Origin of the sequence: Streptomyces sp. NPDC059787 (assembly GCF_042732315.1) — a bacterium.
Taxonomy (GTDB): Bacteria; Actinomycetota; Actinomycetes; order Streptomycetales; family Streptomycetaceae; genus Streptomyces; species Streptomyces atrovirens.
On sequence record NZ_JBHWHX010000008.1, the window covers coordinates 137,218 to 159,562 of the forward strand.

Here is a 22,345-nt window from a genome sequence, read left to right on the forward strand (position 1 = left end):
AGGGGGACGCGCCGAGCGACAACGCATTCAGTGAACGCTTGCGTTCACTGTCGGGGACTCATACCGTTGGCGCAACAGTGAACGCGAGCGTTCACTGACGCACTCGTGGGGGACCCATAGTGACAACCTCTCCTTTGACTCAGACCCAGAAGCCAGGTGCGGCCCGCCGGGACGGGCGTCCCGGCATCGCGCTCACCGTCATCGCGGCCTGCCAACTCATGGTGGTACTCGACTCGACGATTGTGAACATCGCGCTGCCGCACATCCAGAACGCTCTCGAGTTCAGCACCACCGACCTCACCTGGGTGATCAGCGCCTACACCCTGACCTTCGGTGGCCTGCTGCTGCTCGGCGGCCGGGCCGGCGACATCCTCGGCCGCCGCCGTGTCTTCATGACCGGCATCCTGCTGTTCACCCTCGCCTCGCTGCTCGGCGGGTTCGCCCAGGAGCCGTGGCAGCTGCTGGCCGCACGCGTCCTGCAGGGCGTGGGCGGCGCCATCGCCTCGCCCACCTCGCTGGCGCTCATCACCACCACGTTCCCGGAAGGACCCGAGCGCAATCGCGCCTTCGGCATCTTCGCCGCGGTCTCCGCGGGCGGCGGCGCCATCGGCCTGCTCGCGGGCGGCATGCTCACCGAGTGGCTCGACTGGCGGTGGGTGCTCTTCGTCAATGTGCCGATCGGCCTGCTGATCGTCGTCCTCACACCGATGTACATCAACGAGTCCGAGCGGCACACCGGCCGTTTCGACATCGCGGGCGCGGTGACCTCGACGGCCGGCATGGCCTCTCTCGTCTACGGCTTCATCCGCGCGGCGGAGGAAGGCTGGCGGGACGGGCTGACCATCGGCTCCTTCGCGGCCGCCGCGGTCCTGCTGGTGGCCTTCGCACTGATCGAGTCCCGGGCCAAGGAGCCGATCACCCCGCTGCGGATGTTCACCGACCGCAACCGCGCGGGCACGTATGTGATCATGCTCAGCCTGGCCGCGGCGATGTTCGGCATGTTCTTCTACATCGTCCTCTTCGTGCAGAACGTGCTCGGCTACAGCCCGATCGAGGCCGGTCTCGCCTTCCTGCCGGTGACGGTCGTGATCGCGCTCGGAGCCGGCCTGTCGCAGCGGTTCCTTCCCGTGTTCGGCCCCAAGCCGTTCATGCTCGTCGGGTCGGCGCTCGCCGCGGTCGGACTGACCTGGCAGACGCTGATCAGCTCCGACAGCTCTTATGTCGGCGGCATCCTCGGCCCCATGCTGATCTTCGGCTTCGGTATGGGACTGAACTTCGTGACGCTGACGCTCACCGCGGTCTCCGGGGTGGCCCAGCACGAGGCCGGCGCCGCGTCCGGGCTGCTCAACGCCACCCAGCAGGTGGGCGGGTCGGTGGGACTGGCCCTCCTGACGACGGTGTTCGGCACGGCCAGCAAGGACGAGGCGGAGAAGCAGATCCCGGGCTTCCTCGCGGAAGGGACGGCGGAGCAGAAGGCGGAGTTCGCCCAGACGCAGCAACTGCCCGCTCCCTGGGGCCATGAGGTGCTCACCGAGGGCATCTCCACGGCCTTCGTCCCGGCTGCCGCGATGGCCGTACTCGCCCTGGCCACCGCGTGGTTCGTCATACGGGTCCGCAAGAGCGACCTGGAGGCGCTGTCCGGCTCGGCCGGGCCGGGCATGGGCTGAGAAGGGAACACCACGGGGCCGGCCCGGCGGCTCACCGGCCGACGTCTTCGGACTCGGCCGGCGAACGCCCGGCCGGCCCGTACCCGTCAGGGCGAGCAGAACCCCGAGCAACGCTTTCACGATCACCACCACGGCCTCTCCCCCCACACCACTCCCGCACGACGGACCCGTCTACACGTGTCAGACCTCATGCCTCACACAGCGGATGTCTCGACAACGAGCGGCCGGTCACGGAGAGTTCCCGGGACGCACAGAGAGTTCCGAACTCCGCCCCGGACCGAGGCGGAGGCCGGTGCCCGCCCTCAGACCGCGGTCCGCATCCACTCCGGCAAGGGCTCGACCCGGTCGGCCCACTCGGCGGGCGGTGCCCCCGCCTTCTCGGCGGCGACCACGCCGCCCACGATCGCACAGGTCGTGTCGACGTCCCCGCCCACCTGCGCGGTCGTCCAGAACGCCCGCTCGTAGTCGCCGAGAGCCCGGGCCGCCGACCAGAGGGCGAAGGGCACGGTGTCATGCGCCGTCGTACGCCGTCCGCAGCCGAGCACGGCCGCGACGGTGGCCGCGTCCGCGTAGTCGAGCATGTCCCGGGCCCGGCGCAGCCCCGCGCCGACCGCGCTCCTCGCGGGCACCAGCGCGATCACCCCGTCGAGGAGGGCTTCCGAGCCGGGCGGCCCGCCGGGCGCGGCGACCAGCGCGGCCGCCGCCGCGACGGCCATGGCGCCGACCACGGCCTCACGATGCTGGTGCGTGGGGTAGGCGGAGATCTCGGCCTGATGGGTGGCCTGTTCCGGGTCGTCCGCGTACCAGGCGCCCAACGGCGCGATCCGCATCGCGGCGCCGTTGCCCCACGACCCCTGCCCGTTGAAGAGCGCGGCGGCGAGTTCCCGCCAGTCGCCGCCCTCGCGGACCAGGCGCAGCAGCCGGTTGACCGCGGGCCCGTAGCCCCGGTCGAAGTCGTGATGCGTGGCGAAGGACCGCGCGAGGGCGTCCTGGTCGATCCGGTGGTGCGTGGCCAGGACGGAGACGACGGAGCACGCCATCTCCGTGTCGTCCGTCCACTGCCAGGGCGCCGGGGGCAGTTCGCGGCGCTTGAGCAGCGGATAGTTCACCGGCACGAAGAACTGGGAGCCGAGCGCGTCCCCCACGGACACGCCACGCAGGCTGGCCAGGGCGCGGTCCAGGCGCCCGGCGGGAGAGGAATCAGCGGTCATTGCCCTGCCACTCTATCCGGTGACCCTCTGTCTATCCGGTGATCCCGTAGGGTTCCGGATCCCGCCAGCGCCCGAAGGGCCGGTCGAGGGTGTACTTGCCGTTCTCCCCCAGAACGAGCACGCGCATCTCGGCGTTCCCCGGGTTCGACAGCGACTCGAACTCCGCCACGGTCCAGTGGAACCACCGCATGCAGAACAGCCGCATGGCCAGACCGTGGGTGACGATCAGGACGTTCGGGGGGTGGTCGGGGGCCTCGAAGCTGCGGAACAGGCTCTCCAGGAAGCCGCCGACCCGGTCGTAGACGTCGGCTCCGGACTCCCCCTGGGCGAACCGGTAGAAGAAGTGCCCGTAGGCGTCACGGTAGGCCTTCTGCAGACGCACGTCCTCGCGGTCCTGCCAGTTGCCCCAGTCCTGCTCGCGCAGCCTCGGCTCCTCGCGCACGCGTATCCGCCCCGGGTCGAGCCGGAAGGCGCTCAGCGTCTGGTGCGTGCGGCGGTAGGGGGAGACGTAGACGCTGACGCGCTCACGGCCGAAGAGTTCCCGCAACCGCTCGCCCGTCTCCTCCGCCTGCAGTCTGCCCCGTTCGGTCAGGGCCAGGGCGTGATCGGGTTCGCGCTCATAGACGGAGTCATCAACATTGCCCGTTGATTCGCCGTGTCGGACAAGGACGATGCGCCGAGGTCGTACCATGCCAAGACCCTAGATCGGGTGACGGCCGGACGAGCACCCGTACGGGCCCCGTACGGCGTAGGTCACACATGTCCCGCACCCCGCGTCACACCGGTACACACCGTTCCGCGTCCGGAGATCAAACCGTCCAGGCCGATTCCATCTCCACGATGTCTCCCGCGAGGGCCGCGACGTCGGCCTCCGTCTGCGCCCGCAGGGCGAGGCGTTCCACCCGCTCGGTGCGGTACTTGCCGTGCTCGGCGGCCGCCCGCCACATCGACAGCACCAGGAACTCGTGCCCGGGCGCCTCTCCGAACAGCCCCCGGACCATGCCTGGAGAGCCGGCCATGGCCGGATTCCAGACCTTCTCCTGCATCAGTACGAAGTGCTCCGACCGCTCCTCGTGCACGCGGCACAGCGCCACCCTGAGCAGGTCGGCGTCCGTGAAACGCGGTTCGAAGCCGGTCTTCACGTCGAAGCGGTGGTCGAAGAGCCTGACCTGGGCGTCCTTGAACGTGCCCGACTGGGCCGAGGCGAGCCGGTCGTGGGAGCGGGCCATGAACGAGTCGTAGAAGGCACGGCTCTCCCAGAAGGAGAAGATGTGCGCCACGTCCGGCCGCCCCCGGCTCCAGCCTCCGCCCTGCCCGCGAAACCCCGGCTCCCCCAGAAGCCCCGCCCACTTCCGCTGCCCCCGCTCGAACCCACGGCGGTCCACCACGGTGCAGCGAATCCACTTGACCAGCACCGCGCCATCGTAAGGCCAGGGAGCGTGGCGCCGGTCACTCTCGGAGTGACTGCTTACCGTCGTCCGCCGCCACGCGCGTGGCAGGATGGACAACCCGCCGGGAACGCCCGGCAATCGGGGTGAGCGGGCAGGACGGTCACGGGGAAGGGGAAGACTGGTGAACGGCCTCAACAAGGGCATCCGCAAGGTCGAGATCGCGCTGAGGTGGGACCCGAGTCCGTCGGGGGAACCCTCCACCGACCTGGATCTCGTCGCCGCGCCCTATCCGGCGGGCGAGACGCACGGCGCTCCCGCCTACGTGGTGCACTTCGACAGTCGTTCCCCCGACGGCACCATCACGCTCAACCGGGACAGCAAGGACGGCCAGGGCTTCGGCTACGACGAGGTCATGACGCTGGAGCTGGACCGGCTCGACCGGCGGTACGCGCGCGTGGTGGTCGGCGTCGTCATACAACAGCACCAGGGGCGGCGGACGTTCTCCGGGGTGGGCAACCCCGGTCTGCGCGTCCGCGAGGGCTACACCGTGCTGGCCGAGGACGACTTCGGCGGTGTCCTCGGGGCCACGGCGGCGACGGTCGCGGAGTTCGTCCGGGACGGGTCGGGAGCCTGGGAGTTCCGCCCCGGTGTCCAGGGGTTCGAGGGCGATCCGGCGGACTTCACCCGTGCGATGGGGACGTCGCGCCGGGCCTGACCGCAGAAAACACCGAGGGCGGTGGCGCCGGGACACCGGCACCACCGCCCTCAGCCGTTCCTCACCCCCGGGCAGCGCCCGGACGTGCCGGCCGCGTCAGCTGCAACCGCTGGTCGAGCCGCAGCCCTCGCAGATGTAGCAGGAACCGGCGCGCTGCATCTTCGTACCGCAGGAGAAGCACAGCGGGGCGTCCGCCTGGATGCCCAGCTGCATCTCGACCAGCTCGGCACTGGTGTGGGCCTGCTTCGGGGCCGGCTTGGCCGCCTCGGCCTCGGCCTTCGGCGTGGCCACCGCCTTCAGCTCCTGGGCACGCGGCGCCGACTGGGCCAGGCCCTCGACGTCGACCTCGTCGTCGGACGGCTCGTACGAACCGGTCTCAAGGTGACGCTGACGCTCCTCGGCGGAGTGGATGCCGAGCGCGGAGCGCGTCTCGAAGGGCAGGAAGTCCAGCGCCAGGCGGCGGAAGATGTAGTCGACGATCGACTGCGCCATCCGCACGTCCGGGTCGTCCGTCATGCCGGCCGGCTCGAAGCGCATGTTGGTGAACTTCGAGACGTACGTCTCCAGCGGCACGCCGTACTGGAGGCCCACCGAGACGGCGATGGAGAAGGCGTCCATCATGCCCGCGAGCGTCGAACCCTGCTTCGACATCTTCAGGAAGACCTCGCCGAGACCGTCGTCCGGGTAGGAGTTGGCGGTCATGTAGCCCTCGGCGCCACCGACCGTGAAGGAGGTGGTGATGCCGGGGCGGCCCTTCGGGAGGCGCTTGCGGACCGGGCGGTACTCGACGACCTTCTCGACCGCGGCCCGGATCGTCTCCTCGGCCTTCTCGGTGACCTCGGCCTTCTCCTTCTCCTTGGTCTTCGCGGAGAGCGGCTGGCCGACCTTGCAGTTGTCGCGGTAGATGGCGAGCGCCTTGACGCCCAGCTTCCAGGCCTCGAAGTAGATCTCCTCGACCTCCTCGACGGTCGCCGTCTCCGGCATGTTGACCGTCTTGGAGATGGCGCCGGAGATCCAGGGCTGGATCGCGGCCATCATGCGGACGTGGCCCATCGGGGAGATGGCGCGCTCGCCCATGGCGCAGTCGAACACCTCGTAGTGCTCCTGCTTGAGACCGGGGGCGTCGATCACATTGCCGTTCTCGGCGATGTGGGCGACGATCGCCTCGATCTGCTCCTCCTGGTAGCCCAGGCGGCGCAGGGCCTGCGGAACGGTGCCGTTGACGATCTGCATCGAGCCGCCGCCGACCAGCTTCTTGAACTTCACCAGCGCCAGGTCGGGCTCGACACCGGTGGTGTCGCAGGACATCGCCAGACCGATGGTGCCGGTCGGGGCGAGCACGGACGCCTGGGCGTTGCGGAATCCGTTCTTCTCGCCGACACGGACCACGTCCTGCCAGGCCTCGGTGGCGGCGGCCCACACCGGGCTGTCCAGGTCGTCCATGCGCACGGCGGTGCCGTTGGCGTCGGCGTGCTGCTTCATGACGCGCTGGTGGGCGTCGGCGTTGCGGGCGTAGCCGTCGTACGGGCCGACGATCGCGGCGAGTTCGGCGGAGCGGCGGTACGCCGTACCCGTCATCAGGGAGGTGATGGCGCCGGCGAGGGCACGGCCGCCGTCGGAGTCGTAGGCGTGGCCGGTCGCCATCAGCAGGGCGCCGAGGTTGGCGTAGCCGATGCCGAGCTGGCGGAAGGCGCGGGTGTTCTCGCCGATCTTCTGGGTCGGGAAGTCCGCGAAGCAGATCGAGATGTCCATCGCGGTGATGACCAGCTCGACGACCTTCTGGAAGCGCTCGGTCTCGAACGACTGGTTGCCCTGGCCGTCGTCCTTGAGGAACTTCATCAGGTTCAGCGAGGCCAGGTTGCAGGACGTGTTGTCCAGGTGCATGTACTCACTGCACGGGTTCGACGCGGTGATCCGGCCGGACTCGGGGCAGGTGTGCCAGTTGTTGATGACGCCGTCGTACTGGATGCCGGGGTCGGCGCAGGCCCAGGCGGCCTCGGCGAGCTTGCGGAAGAGCGCCTTGGCGTCGACCTCCTCGATGACCTCGCCGGTCATCCGGGCGCGCAGGCCGAACTTGCCGCCCTGCTCGACCGCCTGCATGAACTCGTCGTTGACGCGGACCGAGTTGTTGGCGTTCTGGTACTGGACGGAGGCGATGTCGTCGCCGCCCAGGTCCATGTCGAAGCCCGCGTCGCGCAGGACGCGGATCTTCTCCTCTTCCTTGACCTTGGTCTCGATGAAGTCCTCGATGTCCGGGTGGTCCACGTCGAGGACGACCATCTTGGCCGCGCGGCGGGTAGCACCACCGGACTTGATCGTTCCGGCGGAGGCGTCGGCTCCGCGCATGAAGGAGACCGGGCCGGAGGCGTTGCCGCCGGAGGACAGCAGCTCCTTGGAGGAGCGGATCCGGGAGAGGTTCAGGCCGGCGCCGGAGCCGCCCTTGAAGATCATGCCCTCTTCCTTGTACCAGTCGAGGATCGACTCCATGGAGTCGTCGACGGACAGGATGAAGCAGGCGGAGACCTGCTGCGGCTGGGGCGTGCCCACGTTGAACCAGACGGGGCTGTTGAAGCTGAAGATCTGGTGCAGGAGGGCGTACGCCAGCTCGTGCTCGAAGATCTCGGCGTCGGCGGGCGAGGCGAAGTACTTGTGGTCCTCACCGGCCTTCCGGTACGTCTTCACGATGCGGTCGATCAGCTGCTTGAGGCCGGTCTCGCGCTGCGGGGTGCCCACGGCGCCCCGGAAGTACTTGCTGGTGACGATGTTGACCGCGTTCACCGACCAGAAGTCGGGGAACTCGACGCCGCGCTGCTCGAAGTTGACCGAGCCGTCGCGCCAGTTGGTCATGACGACGTCACGGCGCTCCCAGGCCACCTCGTCGTACGGGTGGACTCCGGGAGTGGTGTGGATGCGCTCGACACGCAGTCCCTTGCCGGCCTTGTTGCTCTTGGCTCGGGAACTCCGTGCCGGACCGCTCGCCGTCTCTGTCATGCCGCCTCCCTGTACGGGCGAAAACGCCCTGAAGTGCCCCGATTGTTCCCGTGGCACGGTGTTCTGTCTGGTGCTGCGGGCGCATGCTCGTCTGCCCGCAACAGGTCTTCTCATCGCCGCCCGGCCGGTCCCCGCGTCTGCCGCGCGGGGCCGGCCCGCCGGTCAGCCGGCGGCGGGAGCGGGTTCGGGGACCTGGGCGGTCCCGCCGGACCCGCTGTCGTCTTCCTGGCCCCCCGGGGCGGCTCCCTCGCCACCCCCGTCGCCCGCGGCGGGCCGCTCCGCCCGCCTGAGTTCCGCGATCGCGGCCTCGAAGTCCTCCAGCGAGTCGAACGCCCGGTAGACGGACGCGAACCGCAGGTAGGCGACGAGGTCGAGTTCCTGCAACGGGCCGAGGATGGCCAGCCCCACGTCGTGAGTGGTCAGCTCGGCGCTTCCGGTGGCCCGCACCGCCTCCTCGACGCGCTGCCCGAGCTGGGCGAGGGCGTCCTCGGTGACGGGCCGCCCCTGGCACGCCTTGCGCACACCGTTGATGACCTTGGTGCGGCTGAAGGGCTCGGTGACTCCGGACCGCTTGACCACCATGAGCGAACACGTCTCCACGGTCGTGAAACGACGGGAGCAGTCCGGACACTGGCGGCGCCTACGGATCGACGTGCCGTCGTCGGTCGTACGGCTGTCGACGACACGGCTGTCGGGATGCCTGCAGAAGGGGCAGTGCATGAACTCCCAACCCTCCTCACAGCAGACTCAATGGCCTCACGAGGTCTCTCGGGCCTCACGAAGCAGCACCAGCATAGGCGATCGCGGAGGGCCCGAAGACCCGGGGGACCACAACTTCTGGGCCGCTGCCGCAATCCAACCACTAGATGTGGGGATTGGCTCATACATCCACACCGTGCACGCGTGTCGCGCACGTCAGGGCGGGCAGGGCACGCCGGACGCCGCACGATGAGGGGGGTGCCGTGCCGGAGGCGGGGAGGAGGTGTGCGACTCCCGAAGAGAGCGGGGGCCGCTTCACGCTCCACGGGGCGTCCGATGGCAGACTGAGGACCGCCGCCGCGAGGTCACCGCCCCGGCGGTGAAGGGTACAACAGTTGGCCCGTTCATCCGGCAGGAGGCGTGGCGACCAATACACCTCGACAAGAGATCTCGTACAGCAATTCGCGATTTTTCACTCGAACGTGTGTTTGGCGCAACCTTTCGAAAGCAACTACCGTTGTGCTGCAGGGAGACCATCGAGAGGGGCCGACGTGACCACCACCGCAGACAGTGCCGCCATCACTGCCCAGGACCGCCCCCAGGGCCGGATCGAGCCGGTGCACGCGATGAACGAAGCCACGAATCCCGAGGGGCACAAGCGCTCCCTGCCCGGCCGACCTCCCGGCATCCGGGCGGACAGCTCAGGACTCACCGACCGCCAGCGCCGGGTGATCGAGGTCATCAGGGACTCGGTGCAGCGTCGCGGCTACCCGCCGTCGATGCGCGAGATCGGCCAGGCGGTCGGTCTCTCCAGCACCTCCTCCGTGGCCCACCAGCTGATGGCCCTGGAGCGCAAGGGCTTCCTGCGCCGCGACCCGCACCGCCCGCGCGCCTACGAGGTGCGGGGCTCCGACCAGGCCGCCTCCGTGCAGCCCACGGACACCGCCGGCAAGCCGGCCGCGTCCTACGTACCGCTGGTCGGCCGTATCGCCGCCGGTGGCCCGATCCTCGCCGAGGAGTCCGTCGAGGACGTCTTCCCCCTGCCCCGGCAGCTCGTCGGTGACGGTGAGCTGTTCGTGCTGAAGGTCGTGGGTGACTCCATGATCGAGGCCGCGATCTGTGACGGCGACTGGGTGACGGTCCGCCGCCAGCCGGTCGCCGAGAACGGGGACATCGTCGCGGCCATGCTCGACGGCGAGGCGACCGTCAAGCGCTTCAAGCGGGAGGACGGTCATGTCTGGCTGCTCCCGCACAACGCGGCCTACGAGCCCATCCCGGGTGACGACGCGACCATTCTGGGCAAGGTGGTGGCCGTTCTGCGGCGCGTCTGAACACGGCGCGGGGCCGGCCCGGAGCGCCGCCCCCGCCCTCTGACCGGGCCCCGGGACCCCTGCGCCGGTTCCGGGGTCCTGTGCTGTCCGGACGGACCCGGCTGCGGCTGCTGCTGCCGGTCGGTGGCGTGCCGCAGCACGCCACCTCCCTCACTGCGCCGCCGTCCCGGCCTCCGCCCCTTGTGCCGCCGCGTCGATCGCGGCCAGCGACTTCCTGACCTGGTTGCGGTCCGTGGTGTACCAGAAGTCGGGCAGCGAAGCCTTCAGATAGCTGCCGTACCGGGCAGTGGCCAGCCGCTGGTCCAGTACGGCCACCACGCCCCGGTCGCCCGAGGCGCGTACGAGACGGCCGGCGCCCTGCGCCATCAGCAGCGCCGCGTGGGTGGCGGCGACCGCCATGAAGCCGTTGCCGCCGGCTTCCTCCACGGCCTTCTGGCGGGCGCTCATCAAGGGGTCGTCCGGGCGTGGGAAGGGAATCTTGTCCATGACCACCAGCTGGCAGCTCGGACCCGGCACATCGACCCCCTGCCACAGCGACAGCGTGCCGAAGAGGCAGGTCTTCGGATCGGCTGCGAAGTTCTTGATCAGCTCGCCGAGCGTCTCCTCGCCCTGGAGGAGGATCGGGAACTCCGGGATGCGGGAGCGCAGCTCCTCGGCGGCGAGCTGAGCGGCCCGCATCGAGGAGAACAGCCCCAGGGTGCGGCCGCCCGCCGCCTGGATCAGCTCGGTGAGCTCGTCCAGCATGTCCCCGCGGTCACCGTCACGGGCCGGGCGCGCCAGATGCTTCGCGACGTAGAGAATGCCTTGTCGGGGGTAGTCGAACGGCGAACCGACGTCGACGCCCTTCCACTGGGGGAGGTCATCGCCTTCGGCGCCCTCGGGACCGAGCCCCAGGGACGCTCCCACGCCGTTGAAGTCGCCACCCAGCTTCAGCGTCGCGGACGTGAGGATCACGGAACGGTCGGTGAAGAGCTTCTCGCGCAGCAGGCCCGAGACGGACATCGGGGCGACACGTAGGGACGCCCCGAAGCGGTCATGCCGCTCGTACCAGACGACGTCCCACTCCGAGCCGTTCGTAATCCGCTCCGCCACGTCGTGAACACTCTCCACGGAGGCCAGCGCCTGTTTGCGGACCGCGTCCTCGTCCTGGACGGACTTGTCGCGGGTGCTGCCGATGGCGGAGATGACGGTGCGGCAGGCGTCGCGCAGCGCCATGAGCGCGTAGCCGAGGTCCTCCGGGATCTCCTCCAGCCGGCCCGGAAGGGCCAGCTCCATCAGCCGTTCGAACCCTTCGGCGGCGGTCTGGAGCTGGTCGGCGGCCTTCTCGTTGACGAGCTTCGCGGCGCGCCGCACCGCACGGCTGACCTGCCCGGGGGTGAGCTCCCCCGTGGCGACCCCGGTGACCCGGGAGACCAGCTCGTGGGCCTCGTCGACGATCAGCACCTCGTGCTGCGGAAGCACCGGCGCGCCCTCGATGGCGTCGATCGCGAGCAGGGCGTGGTTGGTGACGACGACCTCGGCCAGCTTGGCGCGCTCACGGGCCGTCTCGGCGAAGCACTCGGCGCCGTAGGCGCACTTCGTGGCGCCCAGGCACTCCCGCGACGACACCGACACCTGGGACCAGGCCCGGTCGGACACGCCCGGCGTGAGGTCGTCCCGGTCGCCGGTCTCCGTCTCGTCGGACCAGTCACGCAGGCGCAGCAGGTCCTGGCCCAGCTTGCTGGTGGGCGCGGCCGCCTCGAACTGGTCGAAGAGGCCCTCCTCCTCGTCCTGCGGCACGCCCTCGTGCAGCCGGTGCAGGCACAGGTAGTTGGAGCGGCCCTTGAGCATCGCGAACTCCGGGCGACGGCGCAGCAGCGGATGCAGCGACTCCACCGTACGCGGCAGGTCCCGCTCCACCAGCTGGCGCTGCAGGGCCAGGGTGGCCGTCGCCACCACCACCCGCTCCCCCTGCGCGAGCGCGGGCACCAGGTAGCCCAGCGACTTTCCGGTGCCGGTACCGGCCTGGACCAGCAGATGGGCGTTGTCGTCGATCGCCTCGGCGACGGCTTCGGCCATGGTCACCTGGCCGGGGCGCTCCGTGCCGCCGACGGCGGTGACGGCGGCGTGCAGGAGTTCGGGGAGTGAGGGCTTCGTCATAGCGCGACCACCCTACGACCCTGCACTGACATTCGTGCGATCACGGCGGGGGCTGGGGACGCGGTCAAGACGGGGCTCCTCTGTCGAACGGTGCGAGGGGTGTGAAGTCGCCGGGGCGTGGGACGGACGGGTCGTGCCGGGGCCCGCGGCCGGGATCCTGCCGCGGCGCGAGTGGGAACCGCGGCGGCGTGAGCGGTGTACCACATACGAGAGCGCGGTGACGGAGCGCTACATCAGATGACACAGGGAACGGTCCCGGACCATGAGGGCGGCCCGCTTGGTGGGCAGGTCGACCTCGGCCGAGAAGTAGAAGCCGGCGTTGAGGAAGGCGGTGACGGAGGGGATGTTGCGAAGGTCGGGCTCCGCGACGACACGTGGCGAGGCGGGCCTCCTGGCGAGGGCGAGGGCGCTGACCGTCCTGAGCAGGATGCTGCCGAGGCCCCGCCCCCGGTCGCCGACGGCACCGATGAGGACGTGGAGTCCGGTGTCGTGCGGTCGGGCCGGGTAGTGGTGGGCCAGGGGATCGAGATCCGCGCGGTAGATCTCCCAGTAGCTCATCGGTGTTCCGTCCAGGACACCGAGGCACGGAACGCTGTGTCCGTCGCCGGTGAGCTGGGACCGCACATGGTCGGCCGTCACGGCCGGCGGTCCGGCGAGTTCCCAGAACATGGCGACGGCGGGGTCGTTCATCCACCGTGACAGAAGGAGCAGATCGCGTTCGACACGGACGGGGACCAGCTGGAACAGGCCTGCGGAAGTCCTGGCAGGGCCCCAGTCACCGAGGGGGGCGGACATCATGAGTGCAGGGGGTTGGCGATGGTGACGTAGACGGACTGGGTGTCGACCGGGCCTACGAGTTCGTCGAGGCCGTGCAGCCGGGTCAGCAGGTTCGCCTTGCAGCGCAGGACGGGTGAGTCCAGCAGACGGGTGGGCAGCGTGCTGCTCGTCCGGGCCGGTCCGGACGAGACTCCGGTGAGGAACCGGCGGAGGCCTGCGAGCAGCAGCCGTTCGTCGGCCAGGCGCTGGGAGCCGAAGGCACCGATGAGACCGAGGATGTTGTTGATGCCCAGGTAGTAGGCGAAGCGTTCGTCGGTCACCTCGTCGGAGACGAAGGTGTCGCTGTGCTCCCCGATGCCGGGCAGCCAGGCGTCGAGTTCCGCGCGTCGCGACGCGCGGAAGTAGTAGCCCTGGTTGTCCCGGTAACGTCCGCCTGCGGGCCAGCCGTCGGCGTCCAGCAGAAGCAGGGTGTTCTGCTGGTGAGCCTCGAGGGCGATGCCGGCCTCTCCGTCCAGCCACAGCACGGGCCGCACCACGTGCTCCAGGTACCGCAGGAACCACTCGGCGGCGACGGCCCCGGACGGCCGCCCCGTGCGAGCGGCAAGGCGGGTGACGATCTCGGCCAGCCTGGATCCCGTACGGCCACCGGGGCGGGGCCGCGGCGAGAGCAGCCCGGCGACGCAGGTGACGTCGTCGTGCGGCCGGAACGGGTTGTGCCGGATCACCGCGTCGAGTCCGGGCACGGGGTCACCGGCCGGTGTGTTCACGGCGATCCAGGCCGGGTCCCGGACGATGTCGAAGCCCGGGTGCGCGGCCCGCCACCGCTGGGACAGTCCGGTGCGCAGCAGACGGTGGACCTCGACCCCTCGGTGGAGTTCCTTACGGAGGTTCTCCCGGCGGGAGTTGGTGATGCGCAGGCCCAGCGACAGCTTGAGCATGGCCGGGGCGCCGGTTCGGTGGACGGTGCGTACGGAGGAGGTGGGGTACCAGGGGTCGCCGTGGCCGCCGAGGTCGCGGAGCAGTCCGGCGTCCAGCAGCGCGGCGGTCTCGGGGCGGTGGCGGACCTGACGCAGTTGCCAGGGGTGCACGGGGAGAGCCGCGTAGCCGTCGGGCAGCGGCAGTCCGGGGCCGGCGAGACGGGCGGTGAGGCGGGCCGCGGTGACGGGGCGTCCGCGCTCGGTCCAGGCGGAGTCGGCGGTGAGCAGAGACGGGGCGACGGCGATCCAGTGCAGCGGGAAGGAGCCGCGGGACTCGGGCGAGTACCGCTGTGCCTCGGCGTCGGAGAGGCCCTCACGGCTCTTCGGATCGGGGTGCAGCGGATGTCCGAGGACGAGTGACTGCTCGGCGGCGAGGAAGAGGTCGGGGTCGTCGGCCGTGTCCGCCCGTCGCTCGCCGACGAAGGCGGCGGCACGTCGTACGGAGTCGGCGACCCGTGCGACCAGGTCGGTGCCGTCGTCGGCCGGTGGCCGTGCCGGTGCCGGAATGCCGGCGTTCTCTCTGCTGAGGAGGGCGGCGAGCAGGACGGCGTCGACGGGTGGGGCGGGGTCGGGGGCGTCGGCCAGATAGGGCAGGCCGAAGCGGTGCCAGCCCGTGGAGGACCAGTACAGGACGGGGACGAGGAGGGCCGTGCCACTGGCCGGCAGAGGGAGGCACAGGATGTCACTGCCCGGAGCGCGGACGCCGGTTTCGCGTACCCAGCAGCGCAGAAGGTTCTCCGTGGCCGCCGCGTGGGCCGCCCTGCGCGGGTCGGGATGGCTCAAGGGGCAGGCGCCGGTGCCTCTGAGCCAGTCGGTGTCGGGCAGTTTCCGGTGCTGGTGCGGTACCAGGGAGCTCGGGCGGTCGGCGGGTGTGGGGGTCGTGTGCAAGGCGGATCCTCGTGGGGGTGGTGCGCTAGCGGGGTCAACCCGTCCGTACGGGACGGCCTTCGGGTACGCCGGACTCCTCATGCGTGTCGTGGCGGCGGGCGGGGCGGTCGCGAGCCGCCGTGTGCAGGGCGTCGGCGAGTCGGTCCAGGACCGCGGCCGTCTGTTCCTCCGTGATCGTCAGGGGCGGGAGCAGTCGTACGACACTCGCGCGAGGACCGCCCAGGTCGACGATCAGACCGCGTCGCAGACACTCCCGCCGTACGGCGGCAGCGAGTTCGGGCGCGGCGGGGCGGTACCGGTGTGGGCCGTCGGGCGGCGTCTCCGGGTCCACCACCTCGATCCCGATCAGCAGCCCCCGCCCCCGTACGTCCCCCACGCAGGCGAGTTCACCGGCGAGCGTTCGGAGCCGGTCCAGCATGGTGGCGCCCAGGGCGGCGGCGTGTCCGGCGAGGCCGTTCTCGCGGATGTGGGCGAGGGTCGCCGTGCCGGCGGCCATGGCGAGTTGGTTGCCGGTGTGGGTGGGGGGACCGGGCAGGTCGAGGTCGTCACGGTGGACCATGACGGCCAGGGGCAGGCCGCCCCCGACGGCCCCGGACAGCACCATCGCGTCCGGTGTGGTGCCGCCGCGCTCCACCGCCCAGAAGGTGCCGGTCCGTCCGACGCCGGTGAGTGTCTCGTCGGCGACCAGAGGGACGGGCCGGGCGTCCGGCACCGGCTCCACGATCACCCCGGCAGGACGGCGCGCATCCGGCGCGGTGTCGTCGAGTACGGATTCCATTCGGCGGAGGGCGGGTTCGGCTCCGCGCTCGCCTCCGGCCCGTCCGGTCGCCGCTCGTACGAGCCGGAGGGCGGTCGCCACCGCGTCGTCGCGGCCCGGTCCGCAGAAGCGTACGAGGGCGCGGTCGGCGAGACCGGGTGGCAGGGTGCGCGACAGTTCGGTGACGAAGGCGTCCTTCACCGGGGTCGTCAGGCCGGGGACGTCGAGCGGCGCGCCCGAGTCGATGATGCCGCGGATCGCCTCCAGCACGACGGGGTGGTTGTGTCCGAGCGCGAGGGTTCCCGCACCGGAGAGGCAGTCCAGGTAGCGGCGGCCGTCCGCGCCCTCGATGGTCATTCCGCGCGCCCGCACCGGGACGATCGGAAGGGCGCCGGGCCCCCGCCCCTCGTACGTGGATTCCGCCACCGTCCTTCGTCCCCTCCCCTGTGTTCCCGCCGAACCACGGCACGGGGGAAGCCGCGTGCGGGCAGCGGACCCCCACCGCTACCAACCGCGGACCACCCACCGGGTTACGGGTTGCTCCGGGATCGCCGGCCCCCTGGGCCGGCAACTCGGGGCCCGCCGACCTCAAATCGGCGCATCTCCGGACGATCGGCCAGGTCAGGCGGCTTGTAGCCGAACCGTTGCCGTTCCGTCGGGCGTCCCCCACAGCGAGCGCATAGTGTGTGGTGCCGTTCCCGAAGGCCGTGGGAGCGCCCCCGAACTCCGTGCGGACCAGGGGCGGAACCGCAGCCGAAGCACCAAGTCCGTTCATTTCAGGGGGAGTCAGATCATGCGATCCATACGGCCGTCGTCCACCGCTCGCCGAGGGGGGAGAGCGCGCCGGACCTCCCCCGTCCTGGCCGCTGTCGCGCTCGCCTCGGCGCTCGCCCTCACCGCCACCGCCTGCGAGTCGGGGGACACCGACGCGAGCGCCGGGGCCTCCGCGACCGCCGCCGACGACGGCAAGCTCAAGATCCCGGACGACATCAAGGACCGGCTCAAGGAGCACGGGATCGATCTCGACAAGTGGAAGAACGGCGCCTGGAAGGACTGGAGCAAGGACGACTGGCTGCGCGAGGCGCAGGACTACGTCAACCCGATCATCGAGGACCTGTGGGACCCGGACCGCATGCGGGACGCCGAGGAACCGGACCAGGGGGTCGACGAGAGCGACATCTCCGGTGACCAGGGCGTGACGGACCCGACCCCGGAGCCGGTGCAGGCGGAGGCCATCGCCCCGTCGTACCACGCCAACGCCCCCACGGCGGGCAAGGTGTTCTTCGACTCCCCCGAGGGCACGATGGTCTGCTCGGCCACGGTCGTGCAGGACCCGGCCAACCCGGGCAAGTCCAACATGGTGTGGACGGCGGGCCACTGTGTGCACGCGGGCAAGAAGGGCGGCTGGTACCGCAACATCGCCTTCGTGCCGTCGTACAACGACGCGGGCAAGTCGGCTAAGGAGCTGGAGACCGCCACGAAGGAGGAGATCGCTCCGTACGGCGTCTGGTGGGGTGACTGGGCGCAGACCTCGGACCAGTGGATCGAACAGGGCGGCTCCACGGGCGGTGACGGTGCCTCGTACGACTTCGCGGTCATCCATGTGACGCCGGAGAAGGGCGGCGACGGCAAGTCGCTGGAGGAGACGGTCGGTTCGGCGCTGCCGGTGGACTTCGACGCTCCCGCGGTGCCGAAGGTGGAGGAGATCACGGCGATCGGTTACCCGGCCGCCCCGCCGTACGACGGCCAGACGCTGTACGACTGCCAGGACGAGCCGGGCCGGCTGTCGCTCAGCGCGTCGGACCCGACGATGTACCGCATCGGGTGCAGCATGACCGCCGGTTCGTCCGGTGGCGGCTGGGTCGCGACGGGTTCGGACGGGAAGCCGGCGCTGGTGTCCAACACCTCCATCGGCCCGGTGACGTCGGGCTGGCTGGCCGGTCCGCGACTGGGTGACGAGGCCAAGGGCGTGTACGACGCGGTCAGCGGGAAGTTCGCCGGGCAGTGACCGGCGTGCCCGGTCCCGCGTGCCACCGCGCGCGGGACCGGGCGGGACATCAACACTCGGTACGACATTCATTCGTTTCAACGGGGGTCATCGCACCATGGGTTCCACACGTACGTCCGCGCCACTCGGGCGTGGCCGTCGCACCGTCCTCACCGCCGCCGGACTGGTCGCCGCCCTGGCGCTCACCGCGACCGCGTGCGGCGGTTCCGAGAAGGACAAGGCGAACGACAAGCCCGACGCCACCACCTCGCAGGCCGCCGACAGCGGCGACGGCGAGGTGAAGATCCCGTCCGACATCGCGGACCGGCTCAAGGAGCACGGGATCGACGTCGACAAGTGGAAGAACGGCGCCTGGAAGGACTGGGACAAGGACAAGTGGCTCAGTGAGGCCGAGGACTTCGTCAACCCGGTGATCGAGGGCCTCTGGAAGCCCGACCGGATGCGGTCCGCGAAGGAGGCCGACAAGACCCTCTCGGTCAAGGACGCGACGGCCGCCCAGGGCGTCAGCGACCCGGAGCCGGACCAGGTCCGGGCGGAGGCCGAGAAGACGCCGTACCACGAGAACGCGGCGCCGGTCGGCAAGGTGTTCTTCGACTCCCCGGAGGGCCCCGCCGTCTGCTCCGGCACCGTGATCAAGGACGTGAACCACCCGGGCAGGTCCAATCTCGTCTGGACGGCCGGACACTGCGTCCACGCCGGCGGCAACGGCGGCTGGTACCGCAACCTCGTCTTCGTACCGGCCTACAACGACCTCGGTCGGTCCGCGGCGGACCTGGGCAGCGCGAGCGCCACCGAGATCGCCCCCTACGGCAACTGGTGGGCGGACTGGGCCTCGACGTCCAACGGCTGGATCCAGGGCGGTTCGCAGTCCGGCGGCGACGGAGCGGCGTACGACTACGCGGTGCTGCACGTGAAGCCGGAGCAGGGCGCCAAGTCCCTGGAGGAGACGGTCGGCGCCGCGCTGGACGTGGACTTCTCCGCGCCGTCCGCGGCGGAGGCCGGCGAGATGGGCGCCTGGGGCTACCCGGCCGCGCCGCCCTACGACGGCCTGCAGATGTTCAAGTGCCTCGACGCTCCGGGCCGGTTCTCGCTCGGCTCCGGTCTGCCGACGATGTACCGCATCGGCTGCTCCATGACCGGCGGCTCGTCCGGCGGCGGCTGGTTCCGGGTGCTGAACGGCAAGACGGTGCTGGTCTCCAACACCTCGATCGGCCCGATGGACAACACCTGGCTGGCGGGCCCGCAGCTCGGCGAGGACGCCGAGGCGCTGTACCAGAACATGAGCAAGACCTACGGCGGTCAGTGATCCGCGCATGACGAAGGCCCGCCCCCTGCCGTGAGCAGGGGGCGGGCCTTCGCTCTGCCGTGCGGGATCAGCCGGCCGGGGTCGGAACGTACGGCGTGAGTTCCGCCGCCAGCTCCTCGTGCACCCGGACCTTGAGCAGGGTGCCCTCCGGGGTGTGCTCCTCGGAGATCACCTCGCCCTCGTCATGGGCGCGGGCGACCAGCTTGCCGTGGGTGTACGGCACGAGCGCCTCGATCTCCACGGACGGGCGGGGCAGCTCGTTGTCGATCAGTGCGAGCAGCTCCGTGATGCCCCGGCCGGTGCGGGCCGAGACCGCGATGGAGCGCTTCTCCGTCCGCAGCAGCCGCTGAAGGGTCAGCGGGTCGGCCGCGTCGGCCTTGTTGATCACGACGATCTCGGGTACGTCGGTGGCGCCGACGTCCCTGATCACCTCGCGCACGGCGGCCAGCTGCTCCTCGGGGACCGGATGCGAACCGTCCACCACGTGCAGGATCAGGTCGGCGTCGCCGACCTCCTCCATCGTGGAGCGGAACGCCTCGACCAGGTGGTGCGGCAGGTGCCGGACGAACCCGACGGTGTCGGCCAGCGTGTACAGCCGCCCGCTGGGGGTCTCGGCCCGGCGCACGGTCGGGTCGAGGGTCGCGAACAGGGCGTTCTCGACCAGGACGCCCGCGCCCGTGAGGCGGTTGAGCAGCGAGGACTTGCCGGCGTTGGTGTAGCCCGCGATGGCCACGGACGGCACCTTGTGGCGCCTGCGCTCCTGACGCTTGATCTCGCGGCCGGTCTTCATCTCCGCGATCTCCCGGCGCATCTTCGCCATCTTCTCGCGGATCCGTCGCCGGTCCGTCTCGATCTTGGTCTCACCGGGACCACGGGTGGCGAGGCCGCCGCCCTTGCCGCCGCCCATCTGCCGGGACAGCGACTGACCCCAGCCGCGCAGTCGCGGCAGCATGTACTGCATCTGCGCGAGCGCGACCTGCGCCTTGCCCTCGCGGGACTTGGCGTGCTGGGCGAAGATGTCCAGGATCAGGGCCGTACGGTCGATGACCTTGACCTTGACGACGTCCTCGAGGTGGATCAGCTGGCCGGGGCTGAGCTCACCGTCGCAGATCACGGTGTCCGCGCCCGTGTCGAGCACGATGTCGCGCAGCTCCTGCGCCTTGCCGGAGCCGATGTAGGTGGCGGCGTCGGGCTTGTCGCGGCGCTGGATCACACCGTCGAGGACGAGGGCGCCGGCCGTCTCCGCGAGGGCGGCGAGCTCGGCCAGGGAGTTCTCCGCGTCCTGCACGGTTCCCGAGGTCCACACACCGACGAGCACGACCCGCTCCAGGCGGAGCTGCCGGTACTCGACCTCGGTGACGTCCTCGAGCTCGGTGGAGAGGCCCGCGACACGGCGCAGGGCCGCACGCTCGGAGCGGTCGAACTGGTCGCCGTCCCGCTCTCCGTCGACATCGAGGCTCCAGGCGACGTCCTCTTCCATCAGGGCATCGGCCCGAAGACCCTCGGGGTAGGTGTGCGCGAAGCGCTTGGTGTCCTGGGAAGGGGAAGAAGAGGAGGTCATTGGGTCCTTACGTCGTTGGGTAACCGTATGCGGCGACGGAGCCGGTCCGTGGGACCCTCCGTCACTGTCCACAACGTCCGGGAGGCCCGGGAGATTCCCGTGTCCCGTGCTGTGCGGACCTGACGATGGTCGCACGGTACGGCCCGTCTCGTCACCGTGTTATTCCCGGCCCGCGCCCGGTCGATGCGCGGGCGTGACCGGCCGCCGGGCGGGTGTCGCGGACCGGGCCGCGGACTTCCATTCCGGGTGGCCGGGCATCGGCGGGGTCGTGGCCCCGTACAGCCAGGGGTGCAGGAAGCCGGTCAGGTCGCGTCCGGCGGTGCGGGACGCCAGCCGGACGAAGTCGGAGGTGGAGGCGGTGCCGTCGCGGTGGCGGGTGACCCAGTCGCGCTCCAGGCGTTCGAAGGCGGTGCGGCCGATCTCCTCGCGCAGGGCGTACAGCACGAGGGCGGCACCGGAGTAGATGTTCGGCCGGAAGATGCCGATCTTCCGGCCGGGCTCCGGGGGCTTGGGCGCGGCGGGCGGTCCGCCGGCCGCGCGCCAGCCGTCGGATGCCTCGTAGGCGGCCTTCATCCGGGCCTCGAGGGTTCCGCCGCCCCGCTCCTGCGCGTACAGCGCCTCGTACCAGGTGGCGTGGCCTTCGTTGAGCCACAGGTCGGACCAGGTGCGAGGGCTGACGCTGTCGCCGAACCACTGGTGGGCCAGCTCGTGCACCATGATCGACTCGACGTACCAGGCGGGGAGGGCCGGATCGGTGAACAGGTCGCGTTCGAAGAGGGAGAGGGTCTGGGTCTCCAGCGCGAAGCCGGTGGACGCGTCGGCGAGGAGCAGGCCGTAGGTCTCGAACGGGTAGCGGCCGGCCCTCTCCTCCATCCAGGAGATCTGGGCGGGGGTCTTCGCCAGCCATCGTTCGAGCTTCCCGCGGTGCGCGGTGGGCACGACGTCCCGCAGGGGCAGTCCGTGCGGCCCGGCGCGGTGCAGGACGGTGGAACGGCCGATGGAGACCTGCGCGAGTTCGGTGGCCATGGGGTGGCGGGTCCGGTACGTCCAGGTGGCGGCCCCGCGCGTGCGGCCGACGCCGGCCGGCAGACCGCCTGCGACGACCGTGTGGCCGTCGGGGGCGGTGATCCGAAAGGTGAACATCGCCTTGTCCGAGGGGTGGTCGTTGCACGGGAACACCAGGTGGGCGGCGTCGGCCTGGTTGGCCATGGCGAGGCCGTCGGCGGTGCGCACCCAGCCGCCCTCGCGGTCCTCGGCGGCCACGGGGTCGCTGGTGTGCCGGACGGTGATCCGGGCCCGCTCGCCCTCGTCCAGGTGGTCCTCGGGTGTGATCACCAGGTCCTCTCCGGCACTGGTGAAACCGGCCGGATCACCGTCGACATCGACGGAGTGGACCGTGCCGTGGGCGAAGTCGAGGTTGATCCGGTCCAGGTCGGCGGTGAGGCGGGCGTCGATCGTGGTGACGGCTTCGAGTGGCCGGTCGTTGCGCCCGGGGTAGCCGAGAGCGATGTCGTACGACAGCACGTCGTACCCGGGGTTGCCCAGGTACGGGAAGAGCCGGTCACCGACGCCGAGGGGGACGGCGGGGGCACTCGCGGCGACGAGGCAGACGGAGACGGCGGAGGCGAACAACGCGGCGACCGCCCGACGCCGCCGCACGTGACCTCCCCCGGCGCGGGCGCTCCGGCCCCGGGCGGCCTGGCTGCGGGACGCCTGGGCCTGGACGGCGTGCCTGCGCGGTGCCTGGGACTGAGCAGTCCGCTGGTGCGCTTGGGCCTGGGGGCGGTGGCTGTGCGCCGGCCGGCCCTGGGACGCGTGGCCGTCAGGGACCTGGGCCCGGGAGCCTCGGTCGAGCGGCGACTGGCCGTGCAGGTGCCGGCTGGATGTGGTCCGGTCAGGGGAGACGTCGCTGTCGGGTGTCTCGGGC

16 protein-coding genes are annotated in these 22,345 nt (G+C 70.8%); 5 read left to right on the plus strand and 11 right to left on the minus strand.

The window, feature by feature from the left end; genetic code table 11:
• Nucleotides 1-119: 119 nt before the first annotated feature.
• Nucleotides 120-1,667: an MFS transporter gene (locus ACFV5H_RS10220; RefSeq protein WP_385045873.1), complete on the plus strand. Its 1,548-nt coding sequence runs from the start codon at nucleotides 120-122 to the stop codon at nucleotides 1,665-1,667.
• 302 nt (nucleotides 1,668-1,969) lie between these two features.
• Here the strand turns inward: ACFV5H_RS10220 and ACFV5H_RS10225 are convergent, their stop codons facing one another.
• The 3 genes from ACFV5H_RS10225 to ACFV5H_RS10235 all read right to left on the minus strand — a co-directional run bounded on the left by ACFV5H_RS10225 (nucleotide 1,970) and on the right by ACFV5H_RS10235 (nucleotide 4,293).
• Entirely contained in the window at nucleotides 1,970-2,878 is a 909-nt protein-coding gene (locus ACFV5H_RS10225; protein WP_385045876.1) for an ADP-ribosylglycohydrolase family protein, read from the minus strand.
• Between the two features lie 31 nt (nucleotides 2,879-2,909).
• Nucleotides 2,910-3,569: a histidine phosphatase family protein gene (locus ACFV5H_RS10230; protein WP_385045878.1), complete on the minus strand. Its 660-nt coding sequence runs from the start codon at nucleotides 3,567-3,569 to the stop codon at nucleotides 2,910-2,912.
• Nucleotides 3,570-3,687: 118 nt separating this feature from the next.
• Nucleotides 3,688-4,293 carry a YdbC family protein gene (locus ACFV5H_RS10235; protein WP_385045881.1) on the minus strand — a complete coding sequence of 202 codons (606 nt, stop codon included), beginning with the start codon at nucleotides 4,291-4,293 and terminating at the stop codon, nucleotides 3,688-3,690.
• A gap of 157 nt (nucleotides 4,294-4,450) precedes the next feature.
• Between ACFV5H_RS10235 and ACFV5H_RS10240 the strand changes: the two genes are divergently transcribed.
• The gene (locus ACFV5H_RS10240) at nucleotides 4,451-4,984 is read left to right on the plus strand and encodes a TerD family protein (protein ID WP_385045883.1); all 534 of its coding nucleotides are present in this window, start codon (nucleotides 4,451-4,453) and stop codon (nucleotides 4,982-4,984) included.
• A gap of 96 nt (nucleotides 4,985-5,080) precedes the next feature.
• Here ACFV5H_RS10240 and ACFV5H_RS10245 read toward each other — a convergent pair whose 3' ends face one another.
• The gene (locus ACFV5H_RS10245) at nucleotides 5,081-7,975 is read right to left on the minus strand and encodes a vitamin B12-dependent ribonucleotide reductase (RefSeq protein WP_385045886.1); all 2,895 of its coding nucleotides are present in this window, start codon (nucleotides 7,973-7,975) and stop codon (nucleotides 5,081-5,083) included.
• A gap of 162 nt (nucleotides 7,976-8,137) precedes the next feature.
• On the minus strand, nucleotides 8,138-8,695 hold the full coding sequence (gene nrdR / locus ACFV5H_RS10250) for a transcriptional regulator NrdR (protein ID WP_385045889.1): 558 nt from the start codon (nucleotides 8,693-8,695) through the stop codon (nucleotides 8,138-8,140).
• A 530-nt stretch (nucleotides 8,696-9,225) separates the two neighbouring features.
• Here nrdR and lexA point away from each other — a divergent pair.
• A complete protein-coding gene (lexA, locus tag ACFV5H_RS10255) occupies nucleotides 9,226-10,005 on the plus strand; it encodes a transcriptional repressor LexA (protein WP_030227721.1) in 780 nt (259 codons plus the stop codon).
• A gap of 150 nt (nucleotides 10,006-10,155) precedes the next feature.
• On the opposite strand, the gene ACFV5H_RS10260 is transcribed toward lexA, so the two are convergent.
• The 4 genes from ACFV5H_RS10260 to ACFV5H_RS10275 form a co-directional block, all read right to left on the minus strand.
• Nucleotides 10,156-12,144: an ATP-dependent DNA helicase gene (locus tag ACFV5H_RS10260; RefSeq protein WP_385045893.1), complete on the minus strand. Its 1,989-nt coding sequence runs from the start codon at nucleotides 12,142-12,144 to the stop codon at nucleotides 10,156-10,158.
• A gap of 228 nt (nucleotides 12,145-12,372) precedes the next feature.
• Nucleotides 12,373-13,044 (minus strand): GNAT family N-acetyltransferase, encoded by a 672-nt coding sequence (locus ACFV5H_RS10265; protein ID WP_385045988.1) that lies wholly within the window; start codon nucleotides 13,042-13,044, stop codon nucleotides 12,373-12,375.
• Entirely contained in the window at nucleotides 12,939-14,867 is a 1,929-nt protein-coding gene (locus ACFV5H_RS10270; RefSeq protein ID WP_385193957.1) for an IucA/IucC family protein, read from the minus strand. The genes ACFV5H_RS10265 and ACFV5H_RS10270 overlap by 106 nt, the downstream gene beginning before the upstream one ends.
• Nucleotides 14,821-15,969 (minus strand): aminotransferase class III-fold pyridoxal phosphate-dependent enzyme, encoded by a 1,149-nt coding sequence (locus ACFV5H_RS10275; protein ID WP_385193959.1) that lies wholly within the window; start codon nucleotides 15,967-15,969, stop codon nucleotides 14,821-14,823. Before ACFV5H_RS10275 ends, ACFV5H_RS10270 begins: the two co-directional genes overlap by 47 nt.
• Before the next feature lie 367 nt (nucleotides 15,970-16,336).
• Here ACFV5H_RS10275 and ACFV5H_RS10280 point away from each other — a divergent pair, with 367 nt between their 5' ends.
• The gene (locus ACFV5H_RS10280; RefSeq protein WP_385045901.1) at nucleotides 16,337-17,551 is read left to right on the plus strand and encodes a trypsin-like serine peptidase; all 1,215 of its coding nucleotides are present in this window, start codon (nucleotides 16,337-16,339) and stop codon (nucleotides 17,549-17,551) included.
• A 97-nt stretch (nucleotides 17,552-17,648) separates the two neighbouring features.
• Nucleotides 17,649-18,857: a trypsin-like serine peptidase gene (locus ACFV5H_RS10285; protein WP_385193961.1), complete on the plus strand. Its 1,209-nt coding sequence runs from the start codon at nucleotides 17,649-17,651 to the stop codon at nucleotides 18,855-18,857.
• 67 nt (nucleotides 18,858-18,924) lie between these two features.
• On the opposite strand, the gene hflX is transcribed toward ACFV5H_RS10285, so the two are convergent.
• A complete protein-coding gene (gene hflX, locus ACFV5H_RS10290) occupies nucleotides 18,925-20,418 on the minus strand; it encodes a GTPase HflX (protein ID WP_385045906.1) in 1,494 nt (497 codons plus the stop codon).
• 159 nt (nucleotides 20,419-20,577) lie between these two features.
• The gene (locus ACFV5H_RS10295; protein ID WP_385045909.1) at nucleotides 20,578-22,077 is read right to left on the minus strand and encodes a M1 family metallopeptidase; all 1,500 of its coding nucleotides are present in this window, start codon (nucleotides 22,075-22,077) and stop codon (nucleotides 20,578-20,580) included.
• Nucleotides 22,078-22,345 lie beyond the last annotated feature (268 nt).

Coding starts and splice junctions, on each gene's coding strand:
- ACFV5H_RS10225 (WP_385045876.1), bottom strand. CDS start 2,878: ATGACCGCTGATTCCTCTCCCGCCGGGCGCCTGGACCGCGCCCTGGCC.
- ACFV5H_RS10230 (WP_385045878.1), bottom strand. CDS start 3,569: ATGGTACGACCTCGGCGCATCGTCCTTGTCCGACACGGCGAATCAACG.
- ACFV5H_RS10245 (WP_385045886.1), bottom strand. CDS start 7,975: ATGACAGAGACGGCGAGCGGTCCGGCACGGAGTTCCCGAGCCAAGAGC.
- nrdR (WP_385045889.1), bottom strand. CDS start 8,695: ATGCACTGCCCCTTCTGCAGGCATCCCGACAGCCGTGTCGTCGACAGC.
- ACFV5H_RS10260 (WP_385045893.1), bottom strand. CDS start 12,144: ATGACGAAGCCCTCACTCCCCGAACTCCTGCACGCCGCCGTCACCGCC.
- ACFV5H_RS10270 (WP_385193957.1), bottom strand. CDS start 14,867: ATGAGGAGTCCGGCGTACCCGAAGGCCGTCCCGTACGGACGGGTTGAC.
- ACFV5H_RS10280 (WP_385045901.1), top strand. CDS start 16,337: ATGCGATCCATACGGCCGTCGTCCACCGCTCGCCGAGGGGGGAGAGCG.
- ACFV5H_RS10285 (WP_385193961.1), top strand. CDS start 17,649: ATGGGTTCCACACGTACGTCCGCGCCACTCGGGCGTGGCCGTCGCACC.
- hflX (WP_385045906.1), bottom strand. CDS start 20,418: ATGACCTCCTCTTCTTCCCCTTCCCAGGACACCAAGCGCTTCGCGCAC.